This window comes from Rhizobacter terrae, assembly GCF_003852895.1.
In the GTDB taxonomy this organism is placed as follows: Bacteria; Pseudomonadota; Gammaproteobacteria; order Burkholderiales; family Burkholderiaceae_C; genus Albitalea; species Albitalea terrae.
The window spans coordinates 124797-143657 of sequence record NZ_QUSW01000010.1 but is presented as its reverse complement, the minus strand read 5'-3'; the positions used below and the strand labels follow the sequence as shown (position 1 = coordinate 143657).

Genomic DNA, 18861 nt, shown 5'->3' with positions numbered 1-18861 from the left:
CTGCTTCACCGCCCCGGCTGGTCCCACGACGAGGACGCGCGCAGCAGGCGCTCCAGGTCGCGCTTGAGCTTGGTGGGCTCGGCATTGGCGGGCGCACGCATCATCCACTGGCCCATGGGATCGACGAGGTAGACATGCTCTTCCAGCCGATGGCCGTCGGCCGGTGCGAGCCATTTCGACAGCTCCTCGCGCGGCACGCGCAGCACCGTTGGCTTGTCGACGGCGGAGATCGCGTCCATCACTTCCTTGCGGGGCGTGCCCGCGTCGGGGATGAGCCAGACCTTGTCCATGCGGTCCTTGTCGCGTCCCAGCGTCTCGCGCAGTTGCCGCTGCAGGTACAGCTGCTTCTCGCACAGCGCGTCGCAGGCGGCATCGGCCACCACGACGAAGAGCCACTGCCCGTGCAGGCTCTGCGCCTTCACGTCCTCGCCGGCCAGGGTCTTCAGCGGCAGGGAAGCAGGAATCTCGCGCACCGGCGTGATCAGGTCCGCATAGTTGGTGCGGCCTTGCGGGCGGATCACGAAGTAGGTGACGTACGAGGCCACCACCGGCGCGGCGCACACCGCCAGCACCAGCAGCATCTTCAGTCGGCCGGAGGCGGTGCGGCGCACGGCGTCGCCGTCGATGCCCGGCGTGGGCAGCGAATGCACGGTGAAGCTGACCGGCTCAGGCGCGGCCTTGGCGGGCTCTGACATGGGGGCGGACGAGTTGGAACCAGACATACAGACCTGCCATGAGGACACACAGCGCAAACCATTGGAAGGCGTAGCCGTAGTGCTTGTGGACATCGACCGCCGGACGCGGCCATTGGCGCAGCAGTCCATCGGACGCCGCACCGGGTGCATCTTCCTGGACCAGCGACACCGGCAGCAGGCGCAGGCCGGTCTCGACGGAAAACGCACCGAGATCGAGATTCTGACGGATGGGGCCCGAGGCCGCTGCGCTGAACTCGTACAGCCGCGAAGGAGGCGGGGCGATGTGGCCCGCGACGACGACCTCGCCGGCCGGCGTGGGCAACGTGGGCAGCCGCGTGCGGTCGAGCTGGTCGCGCGGCACCCAGCCTCGCTGCACGGCGACGGATTCGCCGGTGCCGCCCAGCTTGAGCGGTGTGACGACGTAGAAGCCGGGGCGGCCGTTCATCTGCCGGTTGTCCAGGAACACCGTGGCGGAGGCCACCCACTCGCCGCGAAGATGCGTTCGGCGATAGTGCTGGGCCTGGGCCGCCTGGTCGTCGTGTGCAATCGCCGCCATGGGCAGTTCCGGCTCCTTGGCGCGCTCATCCAGCGCCTGCTGCAAGGCTTCCTTCTGCGCCGCCCGGCTGAGTTGCCACACGCCCAGGCGCGCCGTCAGCGCCATGCCGGCGAGCGTGGCCACGAGCACGACGATGGCGCACCCCTTCATGGCATCACTCGCAGCAGCATGAAAGCACCAGCGGATAATCCATGCACATGAAGATCCTCATCGCCGTCGCCTTCGTCGCCATCCTGGGCGCCCTCGCCTTCGCGGGTGTCGCCATGGTGCGCGGCAAGGAAGGGCCCGACACGCCCAAGAAGCCGACCATGATGCGGGCGCTGGCCCTGCGGGTCGCCCTGTCGGTGGCCTTGTTCCTGTGCATCCTCATCAGCTACAAGCTCGGTTGGATCCAGCCCACGGGCATCCCGGCGCGCTGAACTTCGGCACTGGGCCTGCAAACAGAAAACGCCGCTCTCGCGGCGTTTTTGTTGGCGCGAAGGCAGTGGGCCTCAGAACCAGTACACGATCACGTACAGGCCCAGCCACACCACGTCCACGAAGTGCCAGTACCAGGCGGCGCCTTCGAAGCCGAAGTGGCGCTGCGGCGTGAAGTGCCCCTTCATCAGGCGGATGGTGATGAACAGCAGCATCAGCATGCCCACGAACACGTGGAAGCCGTGGAAGCCCGTCAGCATGAAGAAGGTCGAGCCGTAGATGCCCGAGCTGAGCTTGAGGTTCAGCTCATGGTAGGCATGGAAGTACTCGTAGCCCTGCAGACCCAGGAAGGTGGCGCCCAGCAGCACGGTGATCCACATCCAGCCGATGGTCTTGGCGCGCTGGCCGGCCACCAGCGCGTGGTGGGCGATGGTCAGCGTCACGCCCGAGGTCAGCAGCAGCGCGGTGTTGATGGTGGGAATCGGCCACGGGCCCATGGTCGTGAAGGCGTCGATGGTGCCCGCGGGCGATGCGGTAGCACCGGCCTGCACGCTCGGCCACACGGCCTTGAAGTCGGGCCACAGCACCGCATTGCTCAGGCTGCCCAGCGTGGGCACCGAGTACAGGCGCGACCAGAACAGCGCGCCGAAGAAGGCGCCGAAGAACATCACTTCCGAGAAGATGAACCAGCTCATGCTCCAGCGGAAGGACACGTCGATGCGGTCGCCGTACAGGCCGCCTTCGCTCTCGCTGATGGCCTGGCCGAACCACTGGCGCATGGTGACGGCCCACAGCAGCAGGCCGAACAGCAGCGCCCACTTGGCGGCGTCGGTCCCGTTGATCCAGAAACCCGCGCCCATGATCACGAAGAACAGGCCCGTGGCGGCCATCACCGGGAAGCGCGAGGGCGCCGGGATGAAGTAGTAGGGCGTCTGCCCGTGTTGCGTCGCTGCCGACATGTTTTCTCCTGGATACCGAACTCTGTCTCTTGAAACTGTCCTGGCCCTTGCCGCGCCTTGCGGGGCTACCGGGCCACTCCACTGGATAACACCCAACTCACCAGCGCGATCAGCAGGCCGATGAAGACGGCCGCGCCGATCACGCCTGCAATCACGACGTGCACTGGATTGAGCTGCTGCACGTCCTTCTCATACTCCGACGACTTGCGCACGCCGAAGAAGGACCACGCCACCGCGCGCATCGTCTGCGCGAACGATGCCTTGCGCTGCACGGCCTCCTTCAGCGGATGCTGCTCGGTCACGACCTCACCTCCGCGCCCTTGGCCGCCGCCGTCGGCGCGGCCGGCACCTTGCCGCCCACCTCGAAGAAGGTGTACGACAAGGTGATGGTCTTCACATCCTTGGGCAACTTGGGGTCGATCACGAACACCACCGGCCACTGCTTGCTCTCGCCGGGCTTGAGCGTGTATTCGTTGAAGCAGAAGCATTCCAGCTTGTTGAAATGCGCCATGGCCTGCTTGGGCGCGTAGCTGGCGATCGCCTGCGCGGCCATGGTGCGCGGCTGGATGTTCTTGAACTCGTACATCACCGTGGCCAGCTCGCCCGGATGCACTTCGATGCTGCGCCGGGCCGGCTTGAAGTCCCACACGCCGCGGGCGTTGGCGTCGAACTCGACGGTGATGGTGCGGCTCGTGTCCACCTGCGTGTTCGCCTTGAACTGCGAGGTCGCGCCCGGCACCGACTGCTCCGACCTGGCCAGCACGTTGATGCCCAGCGCCGTGCAGATGGTCTTGTAGATCGGCACCAGCGCGTAGCCGAAGGCGAACATCAGCGCCGCGACGACCAGCAGCTTGCCCACCATGAGCAGGTTGTCGCGACGCAGGAAGCCGTCGGAACCGGTCGGAGGCAAGGCTTGCGACATCGTCTACAGCCCGAAGAACTTCGCGCGGGCGATGAAGCCGACGAACAGCGCCACCGCCACCGATGCGAGGACCAGGGCGAGGCGCGAATTCTTCTTGCGTTGCTCGGGCGTCATGACTGCACGCAGATTGGAATCAGCCGATCACCTTGGTGGCCGAAGCGTTGAGCTTGGGCGGATGCTCGAAGGTGTGGAAGGGTGCCGGCGACGGCACTTCCCACTCCAGGCCTTCGGCCGCTTCCCAAGGCTGCTTCGGTGCCTTCTCGCCCTTGCCGCGCATCATGGGCAGCACGACGAAGAAGAAGAAATACACCTGCATCAGGCCGAAGCCAAAGGCGCCCACCGAGGCGATCATGTTGAAGTCGGTGAACTGCATCGGGTAGTCGGCATAGCGGCGGGGCATGCCGGCCAAGCCGAGGAAGTGCATCGGGAAGAAGGTGACGTTGAAGAAGATCAGCGAGCCCCAGAAGTGGATCTTGCCGCGCGTCTCGTTGTACATCACGCCCGTCCACTTCGGACCCCAGTAGTAGACGCCCGCGAACATCGCGTACAGCGAGCCCGCGACGAGCACGTAGTGGAAGTGGGCCACGACGTAGTAGGTGTCCTGCAGCTGGATGTCCACCGGCGCCATCGCAAGGATGAGGCCCGTGAAGCCGCCCATGGTGAACACGAAGATGAAGCCCACCGCGAACAGCATGGGCGTCTCGAAGGTCATCGAGCCGCGCCACATGGTGGCGATCCAGTTGAAGATCTTCACGCCCGTGGGCACCGCGATCAGCATGGTCGCGTACATGAAGAAGAGCTGGCCGGTCACGGGCATGCCGGTCGTGAACATGTGGTGCGCCCACACGATGAACGACAGGATGGCGATCGAGGCGGTGGCGTACACCATCGAGGTGTAGCCGAACAGGCGCTTGCGTGCGAACGCCGGGATGATGGCGCTCACGATGCCGAACGCCGGCAGGATCATGATGTAGACCTCGGGGTGGCCGAAGAACCAGAAGATGTGCTGGTACATCACCGGATCACCGCCGCCGGCGGGGTTGAAGAAGGTGGTGCCGAAGTGCCGGTCGGTCAGCGTCATGGTGATGGCGCCGGCCAGCACGGGCATCACGGCGATCAGCAGGTACGCGGTGATCAGCCAGGTCCAGCAGAACAGCGGCATCTTCATGAGCGTCATGCCCGGCGCGCGCATGTTCAGGATGGTCACGATGATGTTGATCGAGCCCATGATGGAACTCGCGCCCATGATGTGCAGCGCGAAGATCGCGGCGTCCATCGACGGGCCCATCTGAAGCGTGAGCGGCGCGTACAGCGTCCAGCCGGCAGCGGGGGCGCCGCCGGGCAGGAAGAAGGCGATCACGATGGACAGCGCGGCGGGGATGAGCAGCCAGAAGCTGAGGTTGTTCATCCGCGCGAAGGCCATGTCGGCCGCGCCGATCTGCAGCGGGATCATCCAGTTCGCGAAGCCCACGAAGGCCGGCATGATTGCGCCGAACACCATGATCACGCCGTGCATGGTGGTCAGCTGGTTGAACAGCTGCGGGTTCACGAACTGCAGGCCAGGCTGGAACAGCTCGGCACGGATGCCCAGCGCCAGGATGCCGCCGAAGATGAACATCGTGAAGCTGAACAGCAGGTACAGCGTGCCGATGTCCTTGTGGTTGGTCGCGAACACCCAGCGGCGCCAGCCGTGCGGATGGTCGTGCGCGTGGTCGTGACCGTGGTCAGCGTGGTGGTCGAGTACAGCGCTCATGGCTTTCGATTCCTAGGCTTCTAGTTCGGGCGACTTATTGCTTGCGGGCAGCCGTGACGTCGGCAGGCTGCACGATCTGGCCGGTGGCGTTGGACCAGTGGTTCTTCGTGAAGGTGACCACCGCGGCGATTTCAGTGTCGGACAGCGCCTTCCACGACGGCATGGCACCGTTGTTCGCGCCGTTCAGCACGATGTGCAGCTGCTTGTTCTTGTCGGCGTCCTGGACGATGGCCGAGCCGTCCAGCGGCTTGATCGGGCCGCCGCCCTTGCCGTTGGCCTGGTGGCACTGCGCGCAGTTGGTGTTGTAGACCTTCTCGCCGCGGGCGACCAGGTCGGGCAGCACCCACACCTTGGTCGGGTCGTCGGCCTTGGCGGCAGCTTTCTTCTTCTCGTCGCCGACCCACTTGGAGTAGTCCTCGGCGGACACCACCTTCACGTGGATGGGCATGTAGGCGTGTTCCTTGCCGCACAGCTCGGCGCACTGGCCGTAGTAGTCGCCCACCTTCTCGGCGCGGAACCAGGTGTCGCGCACGAAGCCGGGGATGGCGTCTTGCTTGACGCCGAAAGCCGGCACCATCCAGGCGTGGATCACGTCGGTGGCGGTGGTGATGATGCGGATCTTCTTGTCGACGGGCACCACGAGCGGGTTGTCGACCTTCAGCAGGTAGTTGTCGCCGGCGGGCTTGCCGGCGTCGGACATCTCGCGCTGGGTGACGTCCAGCGTGGAGAGGAAGCCGATGCCCTCGCCTTCACCCTTGAGGTAGTCGTAACCCCATTTCCACTGGATACCGGTGGCCTTGATGGTGATGTCGGCGGAAGACGTGTCCTTCATCGCGACCACGGCCTTGGTGGCCGGCAGCGCCATGAAGATCACGATGATGAACGGGACGATGGTCCAGATGATTTCGACCGTCGTGCTCTCGTGGAAGTTGGCGGCCTTCGCACCCTTGGACTTGCGGTGCTTGAAGATCGAATAGAACATCACCGAGAACACGCCGACGAAGATCACCAGGCAGATGATCATCACGAAGTAGTGCAGCCAGCGCTGCTCGCGCGCGATCGCCGTGACGGGCGGGTGCAGGTCGAGCTGGTTGACGGCAGGACCGCCGGGCAGGTCGTTGACCGCCATGGCGGCCTGGGCCATCAACAACGTGGCAAGCGCCAGTCCCCACTGCCCTGCCCGCTCGATGCAACCCAGCCAAAGTGCTTTCATCGTCTTCATCGTCGTCACTTCAGTTCAAAAACCGTTCACCGCGCGACCTGGAAGTCCCGCAGCCTTGAATGGCGCAATGCCACCCTCAATTCATCTGCCAACTGCCTGCGCAGCTCGGGCCTGACGTAGCGCCCCACCGCGATGCGTCGCCCCTGTCCGGACAGCTCGACCAGCGAACCGTCGCCCGACTCGGGCTCCACCCTCACCCACATCGGCTGGAACTCGACGTGTTCCACCCGGTTGCCCGACGCATGCTCGACCGTCAGGCGGTCGTGAGCCAGCGCAATGGACTCGTTGTCGGCGGCATGGCGCGCGTACAGCAACATGGCCGCGCCCGTGGCGAGAAGCTCAATGGCTGCAAAGGGCATCACCAGCCGCGCACCGTGCCACCACCAGAAGGCAGCCACGGCGAACGAGATGCCGCAAAGAACCACGTAGAGCCCCAACAACTGGCGCGGCGCGAGCGAGCAATTGCGCTTGAGCTTCCATTCGACCTTCCACCCGCCCGCTGCATTGCCCGACTCTTGGCCGAAGCGAAATGCGAAGGAGGAGGGAACGATGCCTGCGGCACCCGACGCATCAAGCGTCGTAGGTGCGCGCGAAGCGCCTGGCGAGCTGGTTGCCGACATACTGCTTGCGCTGCTGCTCCACGAGCCTCCAGGTCACTGCTTTCGATACCGGTTTTGGCCGGTTTCGGGCGGGTTTCCCGGGTGCTCCACCGTCAACCTGAGGATTTTAGCGCAGCGGCAACCGCTGGCTTACCCTCACTTGCGACGCGAACGCACGAGACTGCGCATCTCGTCGAGCGAAACGGTGGTCGGCTGGCCCGGCGGAGCCTTGGGCAAGGCCTTGAAGGCATGGCCGTAGGCGACCTCGAAACGCAGGCTGACGCGGCCATCGGGGCCGGCGGTGCCCGCCAGGGCTTCCTCGAGCCGGCGGCGCCAGCGCGGCGTGCGCAGCCCCTGGAAACGCAGGGGTGAAGCGTTCGCGCCGAGGCCGCGCAGCTCTTCGAGCATGGCCTGCGGCGTGGCCCAGTTCAGGATGATGGTTTCCTGGTCCATCACGGGGTCGGCGAAGCCTGCCTGCACGAGCATGTCGCCCAGGTCGTGCATGTCGACGAAGGCGGGGGTGGGGTCGGGCCATCCGAGCCGCGCGTAGAGCGCACGCAGCTCGCGGGCGGTGTCAGGGCCCAGGCAGGAGAACATCACGAAGCCGTCGGCGGCCAGTGCCTGCTGCCAGCGGGCCATCAGCGCGGGCGGGTCCTGCACGGCGTGCAGCATCATGTTGGCCCACAGCAGCTGGGCAGGGGCGCCGGTGGACTCGCCATCGACGACCACGGCCACTTCGTCCTTGCGCCAGCGCCTGGGAGACCACCATGCCGCCCGCGTGGCTTCGCGGCTGCGTTGGGCGAAGGCCTCGCTGGGCTCGACGAGCACACGCTCAGCCTCAGGGTAGGCCTTGGCCAGCAACTCACCGCCCGCTCCCAGGAAGGACCACCATTCGATGAGGCGTGCCGGCTGCAGGCGCACGATCTGCAGGCGCTCGGCCATGCGGCGGGCCACCTCGGCATGCAGCCAGGCCGGCCCGGGCGAGCGCGACAGCCGGCGCACGGCAGCATCCACCGCGCGGGCGTCCAGGCCACGTGCGTCAGGGGAAGTCGGCTCAGGCATGGGGCGGCAGTATATTGACCCGCCTTCCTGACCCAACTTCTCCCCGGGATCCACGCGTTGTTCCTCACCCGCCTCCTGGCCGGCTCGCCTGCCGGCCTTGTTCCCACCCAGTGCGCGGTGTGCCGTGACTGGGGGCGCGAACGTGTCTGCCATGCCTGCCGCGAGCGGTTCATGCCGGCCATGCCGCGCTGCGGTCGTTGCGCCTTGCGGGTGCCCGAAGGCGTGGCCGTCTGCGGTGACTGCCTCGTGACGCCGCCCGCGCAGGACAGCGCCATCGCTGCCGTCGACTACGCCGCGCCCTGGGACCGCCTTGTCACGCAGCTCAAGTTCAATGAGGCCCTGGACCTGTCAGCCAGCCTCGCCTCGCTGTTGCTCCACGCCTGGCGGCAGGCCGGCTCTGCGCCGCCGGACCTCGTGCTGCCCGTGCCGCTGAGTGCGCAACGCCTGCGCGAGCGCGGCTTCAACCAGTCGTGGGAACTCGCCCGCCGGCTGGCCCCGGCCACCGGATCCCGTGCCGATGCCTCGCTGCTGCTGCGCATCCGCGACACGGTGCACCAGACTGCCTTCCCGATCGACAAGCGCGCCAGCAACGTGAAGGGCGCGTTCCTGGTCGAGCCGCGGCGCGCCGCCGAGGTGCGCGGCAAGACCATCGCCATCGTCGACGACGTGATGACCACCGGCGCGACCGTCGGCGAGATCGCACGCACGCTCAGGCAGGCCGGCGCCGCGCAAGTCCATGCCTGGGTGCTGGCACGCACGCCCGCACCTGGCGAATGATCCGCACCATGTTCAACATCGTCCTCGTCCACCCTGAGATTCCGCCGAACACCGGCAACGTGATCCGCCTCGCCGCCAACACGGGCTGCGCCCTGCACCTCGTGGAGCCGCTGGGCTTCTCGATGGAGGACAAGCTGCTGCAGCGCGCAGGCCTGGACTACCACGAGTACGCGAGCGTCCATCGGCACGCGTCATGGCAAGCCCTGCTCGACAGCAAGCGGCCGGATGCGTCACGCATCTTCGCCTTCACGACGCGCGGATCGCGCCCCTTCGCGGATGTGCCGTGGCAACCCGGTGACTGGATCGTGTTCGGCTGCGAGACCGCGGGGCTGCCTGAAGCCTTGCGCGAATCCTTCCCTGCATCGCAGCGCGTGCGCCTGCCCATGCGGCCCGGCCAGCGCAGCCTGAACCTCAGCAACGCCGTGGCCGTGGCGGTGTTCGAGGCCTGGCGGCAGAACGGCTACGCGGGTGCCTGAAGGCGCAGGTGCGCGAGCTTTTGCGGGTTGCGCGTGACGTAGATGGCCGCGATGCGCCCATCGGCGCGCAGGCGGAAGGTCATGGTCTGGATGGCTGAGCCGTCCTCGGCGTAGAAGACGCTGCCGGGCCAGCCGTTGATCAAGGCGGGGCGGAACGTGACGCGCAGCCAATCGACCATGCGCCCGAAGCCGACCAGCGCCTTGGCGACCAGCGGCGCGCCGTGAAGCGGCTTGGGCACGGCCGCGGCCAGACCACCGCCGTCAGAGAGGAACTCCACATCATCGGCCAGCGTGGTGGCCAACCCTTCCACGTCGCCTTGCATGACCGCCGAGGCGAACACCTGCAGCAGACGGCTCGCGTCCTCGTCGCTCACCTCGTTGCGTACCTCGCTGGCGCGCACATGCTGCCTGGCGCGCGCCGCAAGCTGACGGCAGGCCGCCGCGCTGCGCGACAGGCGCTGGCCGATCTCGTCGAAGCCGAGGTCGAACACATCGTGCAGGAGGAAGGCCGCGCGCTCCAGCGGGCTCAGGCGTTCCAGCGCCAGCATGAAGGCGATGGAGACGTCCTGCGCGTATTCGTTGACCGCTTCGGGGCCGGGACTGAAGGCGCCCGCCTCGTCCACCAGCGGCTCGGGCAGCCACACGCCGACGTACTGCTCGCGGCGCATCTGCGCGCTCTGCAGGCGGTCCAGGCAGAGGTGGGTGATGGTCTGCGAGAGGAAGGCCCGCGCGTCGCGCACCTGCGCATGGTCCACCTCGCGCCAGCGCAGCCAGCAGTCCTGCACCGCATCCTCGGCCTCGGCGCGCGAGCCGAGCATGCGGTAGGCCAGCGCGCGCAGCGAGCGGCGGTGCGACTCGAACTCGCGGGTGGGTGCGTCGTCATGCAGGCCGGGCATGCGCGGCATTCTGCATGGGCACAGGAGCGACCACCTCGTTGCCCACCTTGACACGCAAGCACGCATGGCCGTGGCCCAGCGCGGCCTTGACCATCGGGAACATGCGCGATGCCGTGAGTGCCAGCGCGAGCGATGCCAGCGCCGGTGGGCCGAAACGCTGAACGACCTCGTCGCGCAGGACCAGTGCCTGCGCATCGCGGGCGACGACGGCCCGTGCGTAGCGACAGGCCAGTGCTGTGTCCGCATCCAGCGCCGCGACGTCATCGCGCAGCACGGCGCGCACGACGGCATCGGGCACGCCGTCCTCACGGGCCATGTCGACCACCAGTTGCACGCACGGCCCGCAATCCTCCGATCGTGCGCCGACGATCTTCGCTGCATGCCACGCGGCCTTGGGCACGCCTTCCCGATGCTGGCCCAGCGGCATGAGCCGCGCGAACTTCCAGAAGGCCGGTTTGCTGAAGCGCAGCAGGTCGCGGGCATAGCCCATGTCGTAGCCGTACTTCTTCTCGAAAGCCGCCATCTGGCGGCGGGCGATCCAGTCAAGCAGCATGGATGGGTCTGCGCAGGGTGAAAGAAGGAAGCGCCAGGACCAGGGCCAGCCCCGCAGGAACGAGCACGCCGGGTGCATCGCGCCACAGGGCCGAGGTGCCGCACACGCCGGCGATGACCTCGCCGATGTGCACGAAGGCATGCAGGATGAGAAACGCCGCGCCGGCCAGCGCCGCGGCCATGCCGCGCTGCGCATCGAGCGCGCGCCACGCCATGCCGCACCCGGCCACCAGGTAGGCGCACCCGATGTCGCGCACGAAATGCGGATTGAAGGACCCGGTGGACACGACTCCAGGAATTGAGTCGTACCACTCGCGGGGTGCCGCAAGCATGGCCAAGCCATTGGCGGCAAGGAGCGCCGCCAACAGCCATCGAAAGAGGTTCATCGCAAAGGTCGAAGAGTGGCTTCACCCACTAGACGACGCAGCCCGGCGCGATGTGACATCGCCAGGCACGGCAGGCGCAACTATTCGGGCTGGACGCCCGCCGCCTTGATCACCTGGCCCCACTTCTCGCGCTCGGCCTTCATCAGCGTGGCGAGTGCCTCCGGTGCGGTGCCGGCCGCGCTGAAGTACTGCCCCAGCACCTTCGAGCGCACCTCGTCGCTCTTGATGATGCGCACCAGTTCGCGCGACACCCGCTCGATGATGGGACGCGGCGTCTTCGCCGGCGCCAGCACGGCCTGCCAGGAAACCGCTTCGAAGCCGGGGTAGCCCTGCTCCGCCAGTGTGGCCATCTCCGGCAGCGAGGAGGCCCGCCCCAGCGTCGTCACGCCCAGCGCGTTGAGCTTGCCGGCCTTGACCTGGCCCATCGCGATGCCCGGCACCATGAAGCCGGCCTGCACCTGCCCGGCCAGGATGGCATTCACCACCTGCGGGAAGCCCTGGTAAGGCACGTGCACGAGGTCGATGCCGGCGCGCGACTTGAATGACTCCATCGCCAGGTGCGAGGCACTGCCGTTGCCCACGCTGCCGTAGTTGAGTTCGCCCTTCTTCTGCTTGGCGATGCGCACGAAGTCGGCCAGCGTGGCGGCACCGAGCTTCGGGTCCACCACCAGCACGTTCGGCGACGTGGCCACGAGCGACACCGGGGCGAGGTCTTTCGCGGGGTCGTAGCTCAGGTTCTTGCTGAGCATCGGCGCCGTGACCAGCGGGCCCTGGATGGTGAACAGAAAGGTGTAGCCGTCGGGCTCGGCCTTCGCGACCACGCCCGTGCCCAGATTGCCGCCGGCGCCGGGCCGGTTGTCCACGACCACCGGCTGACCCAGCGCAGCCGCCAGCGGCTCGGCCACCAGGCGGCCGATGATGTCAGGCGAACTGCCCGGCGGGAACGGCACCACCAGCTTGATCGGCCGCGCCGGCCAGGCTTGTGCAAAGGACGGCAGCGACAAGGACGCCGCCCCCGCGGCAACAGCTTGCAGGACTCGGCGGCGTTGCATCGAAGGCACCTTGGAAAGACGGGATCAGTGTTCGGAGCGCGCTTCGCGGCCCATGAGTTGTTCGACCGCTTCGCGCGGGGTCATGCGGCCTTCGAGCACCGCGACCACGGCTTCGGTGATGGGCATCTCCACGCCGCGCGCCTGCGCCCGGCGCAGCACCATGGCCGCGCTGTAGACGCCCTCGGCCACGTGGCCCAGCTCGCGAAGGATCTGCTGCAAGGGCAGCCCTTGCGCCAGCAGAAGGCCCACCTTGCGGTTGCGAGACAGGTCGCCCGTGGCGGTGAGCACCAGGTCACCCAGGCCGCTCAGGCCCATGAAGGTGCCGGGCTGTGCACCCAGTGACATGCCCAGGCGCGTCATCTCCGCGAGGCCGCGGGTCACCAGTGCGGCGCGGGCGTTGAGCCCCAGGTTCATGCCGTCGGCGATGCCCGTGGCGATCGCCAGCACGTTCTTCACCGCGCCGCCCACCTCCACGCCAATCGGATCGGTCGAGGTGTAGATGCGCAGGTTCTCGCTGTGCAGCGCGGCCACGGCTTCGTCGCACAGCGTGGCGTCGTGGCTCGCGGCCACCAGCGCCGTGGGCCGCCCTTGCGCGACCTCGATGGCAAAGCTCGGCCCGGACAGCACACCCACGCGGGCCTGCGGGCACACGGCCTTGGCCACCTCATGGCCCAGCCAGCCGGTGCCTTCCTGGAAGCCCTTGCACAGCCACATCACGCCCGGCGGATCGGCCGGCAGGCGCTTGAGCATTTCCGACAGGGCGGACATGGGTGTGGCAATGATGACCAGACCGTCGCGGGCGAACTCCACCGAGCTGTCGAAGTCGGTGCTGATCTGCAGCGTGTCGGGCAGCCGCACCTCGCGCAGGTAGCGCTCGTTGCGCTGGTGCGTGCGCATGCGGTGCGCCTGCTCGGTGTCGCGCACCCACAGCCGGGTGGCATGGCGCGCGCTGGCATTGATGGCCAGCGCGGTACCCCATGCGCCGCCGCCAAGGATGGTGAGGTTCATCGGCCGACCCGTTGTCGCGAGGCCCCGTGCGGAGCCGATGCGCAGCGGCGCAAGACAACCATCAGTTGATGGCGGCGGCCGCGCCGTTCGCAGCTTCGGCTTGCGCGCGCTGGGCTTCGAACATGGCCTGGAAGTTCACTTCCGACAGGACCACCGGCGGGAAGCCGGCACGGGTGCACACGTCGGAGACGATGGCACGCAGGTAGGGGTAGACGATGCCCGGGCAGGCGATGCCGATGATGGGCTGCAACTGGTCCTCGGGAATGTTGCGGATCTCGAAGATGCCGGCCTGCTTGGCCTCGACCAGGAACAGCGTCTTGTCGTTGACCTTGGTGGTCACGGTGGCGGTCACGGCCACTTCGTACACGCCGTCGGCCACCGGCTCGGCGGCGAGAGCGAGGTTGATGTCCACCTGCGGCTGAGCCTGCTCCAGGAGGATCTGCGGCGAATTCGGCTGCTCCAGCGACAAGTCCTTGAGGTAGATGCGCTGAATGTTGAAGACTGGTTGCTGGTTCTCGTCTGCCATGAGATGTCTCGCGATCGAAAGAAAGCCCGCGACCGGAATGTGCGGGCTGAACGGGCGATTATGACCGAGGCGTATGACGCCCCGGATCGTGGTTTACGACTGCAGAAGGGGCATGAGCCCACCGCGCTGGTCGAGGTCGATCAGGTCGTCGCAACCGCCCACGTGGGTGTCGCCGATGAAGATCTGCGGCACGGTGCGCCGGCCGGTGATCTGCATCATGGTCTGGCGCTCGGCGGGGTTGAGATCCACCCGGACCTCTTCAATGGCTTCCACGCCCCGCTGCTTGAGCAGGTTCTTGGCGCGGATGCAGTACGGACACACCTGCGTGGTGTACATCTTCACGTGGGCCATGTTCGCGGTTCTCGTCTCGGCTCGTGGGTGCGAAGGCGTTGTTGCGAAGGCTCAGGCCGCGGACTTCTCGACCGGCAGATTCGCGTCGCGCCATGCGCGCAGGCCGCCGTTCAAGGAGCTCACGTTCTCGTAGCCCTGCTTCTTGAGGATAGCGACGGCCTTGGCCGAGCGTGCGCCGGTGGCGCACAGCACCACCAGCGGCAAGGACTTGTTCTTGGGTAGCTCGGACGCGCCCTCCAGCTTGGCCAGCGGCACGTTGCGCGCCCCGCCGGCATGGCCGGCCGCGTATTCGGCCGGCTCGCTCACGTCGATGAGCACGCCCTTTTGCCGGTTGATGAGCGTCACCGCTTCCGAGGTGCCGATGCCGCCGGCCGCGCCGCGCTGGATCATGGGCCACAGGAGCATGCCGCCGGAAATGAGCGCGGAGGCGACGAGGAACCAGTTGTCGATGAGGAACTTCAAGTGTCTAGCCCAGGTGGCTGCGCCTTGGCGCAAAGCCCGGGATTATAGAATTCGCGCGCCTTTCGCATCCTCACCCTGCCGACCATCCCACCCACAGGCCCGACCATGTACAAGCTCGTCCTCATCCGCCACGGCGAATCCACCTGGAACCTTGAAAACCGCTTCACCGGCTGGACCGACGTGGACCTCACGCCCACGGGCGTCGAGCAGGCCAAGCAGGCCGGCCGCCTGCTCAAGGCCGAGGGCTACGAGTTCGACGTGGCCTACACCTCGGTGCTCAAGCGCGCTGTGTGGACGCTGTGGCACGCCCTGGACCAGATGGACCGCACCTGGCTGCCGGTCATCAACTCCTGGCGCCTGAACGAGCGCCACTACGGCGGCCTGCAAGGGCTGAACAAGGCCGAGACGGCCAAGCAGTACGGCGACGCACAGGTGCTGGTCTGGCGCCGCAGCTACGACGTGCCGCCGCCCCCGCTGGAAGCCACGGATCCGCGCAGCGAGCGCGGCGACCTGCGCTACGCCAAGCTCGACCCGAAGGACGTGCCGCTCACCGAGTGCCTGAAGGACACCGTCGCGCGCGTGCTGCCCTACTGGAATTCGGAGCTGGCACCCGCCATCAAGAGCGGCAAGCGCGTGCTGATCGCCGCGCACGGCAACAGCATCCGCGCGCTGGTGAAGTACCTGGACAACATCTCCGACGACGACATCGTGGGCCTGAACATTCCCAACGGCATTCCGCTGGTGTACGAACTGGATGCCGACCTGAAGCCCATCAAGAGCTACTACCTGGGCGATGCGGAAGCGGCTGCGAAGGCGGCCGCTGCGGTGGCGAACCAGGGCAAGGCCTGAACGTCCTGCCCCTCCAAGAACAAAGGCGCCGCATGCGGCGCCTTTTTCATTCCGGAAGGCCGTACAGCCGCTCCGGTGGGAATCGCAGCACCACCCCGGTGTTGTCGCCCACGGCCGCCGCAATCGCGTGGTCGGGCTTGGCGGTGTCGCGCACCACGGGGTTCACGATGGGCATGCCGCTTCGGTCGGTGATGCAGGCCACGGTCGGCTGGTTGGCATGTGCCGCTCGGCGGATCACCACGGCGTGCTCGCCAGACTTCAGCTTCACGAACTGCCCGGGCGGGAACAGGCCCACTTCCTTCACGATGCCCGCAGCGATGGGTCCCTGGTCTTCCTGGAAGAGCTGACGCGCGGCCATCTGCGTGGTCAAGGGCGTGCGTCCGGTGCGCGGGCTGATCTTGGCCAAGTAGACATCGACGGCGTGGAGCATCTTCGCGACGTCGCCCGGGTCCTTCACGTGGTTCGGATATCCCGAGCCGTCGGCCTTCTCATGGTGGTGCCAGACGGCGTTGATCCAGTCCTCGTCCTCGACGCCACCGGCCTTGAGCATCTCCATGCTCCTGGTCGGATGCGAGGTGAGCTGCTCCTTCTGGTTCGGCGTGGGCGCCACGCCCTGCACCGCCAGCCGGCCCTGGAGCTCCAGGGTCGAGATGTTCATGGTGAGCGCGGCGCGGACCGCGGTGTTGACCTGGGCGTCATCCCAGCCGATGCGACGTGCGACCAGCAGGCACACCAGGCCGCAGTGCATGGCATGCGACAGGCCGTAGATGGCCAGGCGCTTGGGGTCCTGGCGCACACAGTGGTAAATGGCGACGTCGGGGTCGCGCTCGGTCAGCGCGATGATCTGGCCGGCCACCTCCCGTGCGCGGTCGGCGAAGCCGGCTTCCTCGGTGCTGCGCAGCGCGCGGTCCAGCTGCCACATCAACCGTTCCCACAGGGTGAACAGATTGACCGGGCGTTGCTGGCCTTGCTGGGGTTGCTGTTGCTCCTTGAGCTGCCGCTGGTCGGCGGCGAGCTTGGCCGCGGCCCTCGCCTCTTCGGCATCCACGAAGGCGCCGTGCTTGAGCATGAGCGTCAGCTGCTCGGCGTTCTCCAGCACATGGCCCTGCGCGAGGAGCAGCTTTCCGGTGGAATCCCGAACGGCCCACGGCAAGGGCGCGCCGAGGCGAACCATGGTGTGAGCAAGTTTCAGGAGTTGCATGAATGGGGATTGAACGCCTATTCATGCCGTCCTGCTGAAAAATAAGGCACGCAAAGCAAGGGCTTCTCCGCGCGCCCGGCGGTGCGTTGCCTACTTCGTCACGCCCAGTGACTGCAGGATCGCTTCCCGCAAGTGGTCGGACAACTCCCGCCGGTCAGCCCCGTGGGACTCCACCGCTGGCAGCCAGTCCACGCGCACCCGCATGGCCCGAGCAGTCACGATCATCCACAGCGAGCGGATGAGATGGGTGTCGCCCACGTAGGCCGCCGCCTGGCTCACCGGCTCCAGGGCATCGGAAAAGCGCAAGGCCACCGGCTGCACCGGCACGCCGGTGGACACCGCAGCCTGCAGCAGGTTGGCATGGAAAGTCAGCAGGCCGTGGCCTTCGCTGGTGGTGCCCTCGGGAAAGAGGGCGATGGTGTCGCCCTTCTTCAAGGCGTCGGCCACCTGGTGCACCACCCGCAGGGCATCGCGCTTGCGCTCGCGCTCGATGAACAAGGTGCCGCCGCAGGCCACCAGCCAGCCGATCAGCGGCCAGTGCCGCACGTCGGACTTGGACACGAAGCGGCACGGATAGACCGCGTTGATGGCGAGGATGTCCAGCCAGGACACGTGGTTGGCAATCACCAGCGTCGCCGGGCCGCGCGGCGTGCCGCTGGCATCCAAACCGATGCCCAGGATGCGCAGCATGCGCGCGCTCCACCATCCGACCCGGGCCAGGCGGCCGTGCGCCGCGAGGAAGGGGAAGATGAACAGGCAGATCAGCGCGCCATGCAGCAGGTGCACGATGGCGACGACGACGCGCCAGACGCCGAGGAGAAGCTGCAAGGTCAGAACGCCTCGTGGGCAATTTGTCCCGCGACGACCGTGCACTTCACCTTGCCGGGCAGCTCATGGCCGTCGAAGGGCGTGTGCTTGCCCTGGCTCTTGAGCGCGTCGGGCTTCACCACCCAGCGCTCGTCGGGCGAGAACATGCACAGGTCGGCCACGCCGCCGATGGCGAGCCGGCCAGCGCTGGACCCGAGCGAGCCCAGCGACTCGCCCAGCACGTGCACCGGCGAGCTGGTGATCTTCGCCAGTGACTGTGCGATCGACAGCCCGGCCTGCTCGCCCCACTGCAGCGTGAGCCCGAGCATCAGCTCCAGCGCAGTCGCGCCGGGCTCGGCCTCGGCGAAGGGCAGGGTCTTCATGTCCTCGTCCACCGGCGTGTGGTCGCTGACGATGGCGTCGATGGTGCCGTCCAGCAGGCCGGCGCGGATGGCATCGCGGTCGCGCTGCTGGCGCAGCGGCGGCGTGAGGCGCATGGCGGCATTGAAGTAGCCGATGTCGACGTCCGTGAGGTGGATGTGGTTCACGCTCACGTCGCAGGTGATGGGCAGGCCCTCGGCCTTGGCCTGGCGCACGAGCTCGATGCCCGCGGCGCTGCTGAGGCGGCACAGGTGCACGCGGGCGCGGGTGTCGCGCACGAGTTCGAAGATGGTGCTGAGCGCGATGGTCTCGGCGATCACCGGCACGCCGCTCAGGCCCATGCGCGTGGCAAGCGCCCCCTTGGCGGCCACGCCGTTGCCGAGGTAGTGGTCCTGCGGACGCAGCCAGGTGGTGTAGCCGAAGGTCGCGGCGTATTGCAGCGCGCGGTGCAGCACCAGCGTGTCCTTGATGGGCACCTCGGCCTGCGAGAAGCCCACGCAGCCGGCTTCGGTCAGCTCGGCCATCTCGGTCAGCACCTCGCCTTCGAGCCTGCGCGTCAGCGCGCCCAGCGGGTAGACGTGCGACTGGTTGAGGTTGCGGGCGCGGAACTTGAGCATCTCCACGAGGCCCGGTTCGTCGAGCACCGGGTCGGTGTCGGGCAGGCACACGAGACTGGTGACGCCGCCGGCCAGCGCCGCCGACATCTCGCTTTCGAGCATGCCTTCGTGCTCGTGGCCCGGTTCGCGCAGGCGCACCGCGAGGTCCACGAGGCCCGGCGCGACGATGAGCCCGGTGGCGTCGATCTTGCGGCTGGCGTGGAAGTCGGGACTGACCTGCCCGATGGACACGATGCGGCCCGCCGCGATCGCGATGTCGGCCACTTCGTCGCGGCCGGTGGCCGGGTCGATGACGCGGCCGTTCTTGATGAGGATCTTCATTCTTGTGGCGTTCC

Annotated in this window: 25 protein-coding genes; 4 read left to right on the top strand and 21 right to left on the bottom strand. The window is 67.3% G+C overall.

The window, feature by feature from the left end:
* Positions 1 to 5: 5 nt before the first annotated feature.
* Both DZC73_RS27155 and DZC73_RS27150 read right to left on the bottom strand, forming a co-directional pair.
* Positions 6 to 695 carry an SCO family protein gene (locus tag DZC73_RS27155; RefSeq protein ID WP_124543519.1) on the bottom strand — a complete coding sequence of 230 codons (690 nt, stop codon included), beginning with the start codon at positions 693 to 695 and terminating at the stop codon, positions 6 to 8.
* Positions 667 to 1401: an SURF1 family protein gene (locus tag DZC73_RS27150; protein WP_124543518.1), complete on the bottom strand. Its 735-nt coding sequence runs from the start codon at positions 1399 to 1401 to the stop codon at positions 667 to 669. The genes DZC73_RS27155 and DZC73_RS27150 overlap by 29 nt, the downstream gene beginning before the upstream one ends.
* A gap of 41 nt (positions 1402 to 1442) precedes the next feature.
* Between DZC73_RS27150 and DZC73_RS27145 the strand changes: the two genes are divergently transcribed.
* On the top strand, positions 1443 to 1670 hold the full coding sequence (locus tag DZC73_RS27145) for a twin transmembrane helix small protein (RefSeq protein WP_328589550.1): 228 nt from the start codon (positions 1443 to 1445) through the stop codon (positions 1668 to 1670).
* A 72-nt stretch (positions 1671 to 1742) separates the two neighbouring features.
* On the opposite strand, the gene DZC73_RS27140 is transcribed toward DZC73_RS27145, so the two are convergent.
* The 8 genes from DZC73_RS27140 to DZC73_RS27110 form a co-directional block, all read right to left on the bottom strand.
* On the bottom strand, positions 1743 to 2627 hold the full coding sequence (locus DZC73_RS27140; protein WP_124543517.1) for a cytochrome c oxidase subunit 3: 885 nt from the start codon (positions 2625 to 2627) through the stop codon (positions 1743 to 1745).
* A 65-nt stretch (positions 2628 to 2692) separates the two neighbouring features.
* Entirely contained in the window at positions 2693 to 2869 is a 177-nt protein-coding gene (locus DZC73_RS27135) for a DUF2970 domain-containing protein (RefSeq protein ID WP_124543649.1), read from the bottom strand.
* Between the two features lie 56 nt (positions 2870 to 2925).
* Positions 2926 to 3549: a cytochrome c oxidase assembly protein gene (locus tag DZC73_RS27130; protein ID WP_124543516.1), complete on the bottom strand. Its 624-nt coding sequence runs from the start codon at positions 3547 to 3549 to the stop codon at positions 2926 to 2928.
* Between the two features lie 3 nt (positions 3550 to 3552).
* Entirely contained in the window at positions 3553 to 3663 is a 111-nt protein-coding gene (locus tag DZC73_RS30090) for a cytochrome oxidase small assembly protein (RefSeq protein WP_216629193.1), read from the bottom strand.
* A 19-nt stretch (positions 3664 to 3682) separates the two neighbouring features.
* On the bottom strand, positions 3683 to 5302 hold the full coding sequence (gene ctaD / locus DZC73_RS27125) for a cytochrome c oxidase subunit I (RefSeq protein WP_124543515.1): 1620 nt from the start codon (positions 5300 to 5302) through the stop codon (positions 3683 to 3685).
* Between the two features lie 34 nt (positions 5303 to 5336).
* Positions 5337 to 6446, bottom strand: a complete 1110-nt coding sequence (gene coxB / locus DZC73_RS27120; protein WP_124543648.1) for a cytochrome c oxidase subunit II — start codon at positions 6444 to 6446, stop codon at positions 5337 to 5339.
* Positions 6447 to 6550: 104 nt separating this feature from the next.
* On the bottom strand, positions 6551 to 7144 hold the full coding sequence (locus DZC73_RS27115) for a DUF2244 domain-containing protein (RefSeq protein ID WP_124543514.1): 594 nt from the start codon (positions 7142 to 7144) through the stop codon (positions 6551 to 6553).
* Between the two features lie 135 nt (positions 7145 to 7279).
* Positions 7280 to 8185 (bottom strand): class I SAM-dependent methyltransferase, encoded by a 906-nt coding sequence (locus DZC73_RS27110; protein ID WP_124543513.1) that lies wholly within the window; start codon positions 8183 to 8185, stop codon positions 7280 to 7282.
* Positions 8186 to 8242: 57 nt separating this feature from the next.
* On the opposite strand from DZC73_RS27110, the gene DZC73_RS27105 reads away from it, so the two are divergent.
* Positions 8243 to 8962, top strand: a complete 720-nt coding sequence (locus tag DZC73_RS27105; protein WP_235835309.1) for a ComF family protein — start codon at positions 8243 to 8245, stop codon at positions 8960 to 8962.
* Between the two features lie 8 nt (positions 8963 to 8970).
* A complete protein-coding gene (gene trmL / locus DZC73_RS27100; protein WP_124543512.1) occupies positions 8971 to 9438 on the top strand; it encodes a tRNA (uridine(34)/cytosine(34)/5-carboxymethylaminomethyluridine(34)-2'-O)-methyltransferase TrmL in 468 nt (155 codons plus the stop codon).
* Here trmL and sigJ read toward each other — a convergent pair.
* From sigJ to DZC73_RS27060, 8 genes are all read right to left on the bottom strand, one after another.
* Positions 9423 to 10334, bottom strand: a complete 912-nt coding sequence (sigJ, locus tag DZC73_RS27095) for an RNA polymerase sigma factor SigJ (RefSeq protein ID WP_124543511.1) — start codon at positions 10332 to 10334, stop codon at positions 9423 to 9425. The genes trmL and sigJ overlap by 16 nt on opposite strands.
* Positions 10318 to 10887, bottom strand: a complete 570-nt coding sequence (locus tag DZC73_RS27090; protein ID WP_198414996.1) for a hypothetical protein — start codon at positions 10885 to 10887, stop codon at positions 10318 to 10320. The genes sigJ and DZC73_RS27090 overlap by 17 nt, the downstream gene beginning before the upstream one ends.
* Positions 10877 to 11272 (bottom strand): hypothetical protein, encoded by a 396-nt coding sequence (locus tag DZC73_RS27085; RefSeq protein WP_124543510.1) that lies wholly within the window; start codon positions 11270 to 11272, stop codon positions 10877 to 10879. Before DZC73_RS27085 ends, DZC73_RS27090 begins: the two co-directional genes overlap by 11 nt.
* An 80-nt stretch (positions 11273 to 11352) precedes the next feature.
* Positions 11353 to 12324 (bottom strand): Bug family tripartite tricarboxylate transporter substrate binding protein, encoded by a 972-nt coding sequence (locus DZC73_RS27080; protein ID WP_198414994.1) that lies wholly within the window; start codon positions 12322 to 12324, stop codon positions 11353 to 11355.
* A gap of 24 nt (positions 12325 to 12348) precedes the next feature.
* Positions 12349 to 13332 carry an NAD(P)H-dependent glycerol-3-phosphate dehydrogenase gene (locus tag DZC73_RS27075; protein ID WP_124543508.1) on the bottom strand — a complete coding sequence of 328 codons (984 nt, stop codon included), beginning with the start codon at positions 13330 to 13332 and terminating at the stop codon, positions 12349 to 12351.
* A gap of 61 nt (positions 13333 to 13393) precedes the next feature.
* Complete coding sequence (gene secB / locus DZC73_RS27070; RefSeq protein WP_124543507.1) at positions 13394 to 13858, bottom strand: protein-export chaperone SecB; 465 nt, start codon at positions 13856 to 13858, stop codon at positions 13394 to 13396.
* A gap of 93 nt (positions 13859 to 13951) precedes the next feature.
* Positions 13952 to 14209 carry a glutaredoxin 3 gene (gene grxC, locus DZC73_RS27065; protein WP_124543506.1) on the bottom strand — a complete coding sequence of 86 codons (258 nt, stop codon included), beginning with the start codon at positions 14207 to 14209 and terminating at the stop codon, positions 13952 to 13954.
* Between the two features lie 51 nt (positions 14210 to 14260).
* Positions 14261 to 14671, bottom strand: coding sequence for a rhodanese-like domain-containing protein (locus DZC73_RS27060; RefSeq protein WP_124543505.1), 411 nt, complete (start codon positions 14669 to 14671; stop codon positions 14261 to 14263).
* Between the two features lie 105 nt (positions 14672 to 14776).
* Here DZC73_RS27060 and gpmA point away from each other — a divergent pair, with 105 nt between their 5' ends.
* Positions 14777 to 15520, top strand: a complete 744-nt coding sequence (gene gpmA / locus DZC73_RS27055) for a 2,3-diphosphoglycerate-dependent phosphoglycerate mutase (RefSeq protein ID WP_124543504.1) — start codon at positions 14777 to 14779, stop codon at positions 15518 to 15520.
* Positions 15521 to 15566: 46 nt separating this feature from the next.
* Here gpmA and DZC73_RS27050 read toward each other — a convergent pair whose 3' ends face one another.
* The 3 genes from DZC73_RS27050 to DZC73_RS27040 form a co-directional block, all read right to left on the bottom strand.
* A complete protein-coding gene (locus DZC73_RS27050; RefSeq protein WP_124543503.1) occupies positions 15567 to 16721 on the bottom strand; it encodes an HD-GYP domain-containing protein in 1155 nt (384 codons plus the stop codon).
* A gap of 90 nt (positions 16722 to 16811) precedes the next feature.
* Positions 16812 to 17549: a lysophospholipid acyltransferase family protein gene (locus tag DZC73_RS27045; protein ID WP_198414993.1), complete on the bottom strand. Its 738-nt coding sequence runs from the start codon at positions 17547 to 17549 to the stop codon at positions 16812 to 16814.
* A 2-nt stretch (positions 17550 to 17551) separates the two neighbouring features.
* Positions 17552 to 18847, bottom strand: coding sequence for a dihydroorotase (locus DZC73_RS27040; RefSeq protein ID WP_124543502.1), 1296 nt, complete (start codon positions 18845 to 18847; stop codon positions 17552 to 17554).
* Between the last annotated feature and the right edge of the window lie 14 nt (positions 18848 to 18861).

What these genes read in the sequence shown, in the direction of transcription:
- DZC73_RS27090 (WP_198414996.1), bottom strand. Translation starts at nt 10,887, where the DNA reads ATGCTGCTTGACTGGATCGCCCGCCGCCAGATGGCGGCTTTCGAGAAG.
- gpmA (WP_124543504.1), top strand. Translation starts at nt 14,777, where the DNA reads ATGTACAAGCTCGTCCTCATCCGCCACGGCGAATCCACCTGGAACCTT.
- DZC73_RS27110 (WP_124543513.1), bottom strand. Translation starts at nt 8,185, where the DNA reads ATGCCTGAGCCGACTTCCCCTGACGCACGTGGCCTGGACGCCCGCGCG.
- DZC73_RS27040 (WP_124543502.1), bottom strand. Translation starts at nt 18,847, where the DNA reads ATGAAGATCCTCATCAAGAACGGCCGCGTCATCGACCCGGCCACCGGC.
- DZC73_RS27155 (WP_124543519.1), bottom strand. Translation starts at nt 695, where the DNA reads ATGTCAGAGCCCGCCAAGGCCGCGCCTGAGCCGGTCAGCTTCACCGTG.
- DZC73_RS30090 (WP_216629193.1), bottom strand. Translation starts at nt 3,663, where the DNA reads ATGACGCCCGAGCAACGCAAGAAGAATTCGCGCCTCGCCCTGGTCCTC.
- DZC73_RS27135 (WP_124543649.1), bottom strand. Translation starts at nt 2,869, where the DNA reads ATGCGCGCGGTGGCGTGGTCCTTCTTCGGCGTGCGCAAGTCGTCGGAG.
- DZC73_RS27050 (WP_124543503.1), bottom strand. Translation starts at nt 16,721, where the DNA reads ATGCAACTCCTGAAACTTGCTCACACCATGGTTCGCCTCGGCGCGCCC.
- DZC73_RS27080 (WP_198414994.1), bottom strand. Translation starts at nt 12,324, where the DNA reads ATGCAACGCCGCCGAGTCCTGCAAGCTGTTGCCGCGGGGGCGGCGTCC.
- coxB (WP_124543648.1), bottom strand. Translation starts at nt 6,446, where the DNA reads ATGGCCCAGGCCGCCATGGCGGTCAACGACCTGCCCGGCGGTCCTGCC.
- trmL (WP_124543512.1), top strand. Translation starts at nt 8,971, where the DNA reads ATGTTCAACATCGTCCTCGTCCACCCTGAGATTCCGCCGAACACCGGC.
- DZC73_RS27150 (WP_124543518.1), bottom strand. Translation starts at nt 1,401, where the DNA reads ATGAAGGGGTGCGCCATCGTCGTGCTCGTGGCCACGCTCGCCGGCATG.
- DZC73_RS27115 (WP_124543514.1), bottom strand. Translation starts at nt 7,144, where the DNA reads ATGTCGGCAACCAGCTCGCCAGGCGCTTCGCGCGCACCTACGACGCTT.
- grxC (WP_124543506.1), bottom strand. Translation starts at nt 14,209, where the DNA reads ATGGCCCACGTGAAGATGTACACCACGCAGGTGTGTCCGTACTGCATC.
- ctaD (WP_124543515.1), bottom strand. Translation starts at nt 5,302, where the DNA reads ATGAGCGCTGTACTCGACCACCACGCTGACCACGGTCACGACCACGCG.
- DZC73_RS27145 (WP_328589550.1), top strand. Translation starts at nt 1,443, where the DNA reads ATGCACATGAAGATCCTCATCGCCGTCGCCTTCGTCGCCATCCTGGGC.
- DZC73_RS27130 (WP_124543516.1), bottom strand. Translation starts at nt 3,549, where the DNA reads ATGTCGCAAGCCTTGCCTCCGACCGGTTCCGACGGCTTCCTGCGTCGC.
- secB (WP_124543507.1), bottom strand. Translation starts at nt 13,858, where the DNA reads ATGGCAGACGAGAACCAGCAACCAGTCTTCAACATTCAGCGCATCTAC.
- sigJ (WP_124543511.1), bottom strand. Translation starts at nt 10,334, where the DNA reads ATGCCCGGCCTGCATGACGACGCACCCACCCGCGAGTTCGAGTCGCAC.
- DZC73_RS27085 (WP_124543510.1), bottom strand. Translation starts at nt 11,272, where the DNA reads ATGAACCTCTTTCGATGGCTGTTGGCGGCGCTCCTTGCCGCCAATGGC.
- DZC73_RS27140 (WP_124543517.1), bottom strand. Translation starts at nt 2,627, where the DNA reads ATGTCGGCAGCGACGCAACACGGGCAGACGCCCTACTACTTCATCCCG.
- DZC73_RS27075 (WP_124543508.1), bottom strand. Translation starts at nt 13,332, where the DNA reads ATGAACCTCACCATCCTTGGCGGCGGCGCATGGGGTACCGCGCTGGCC.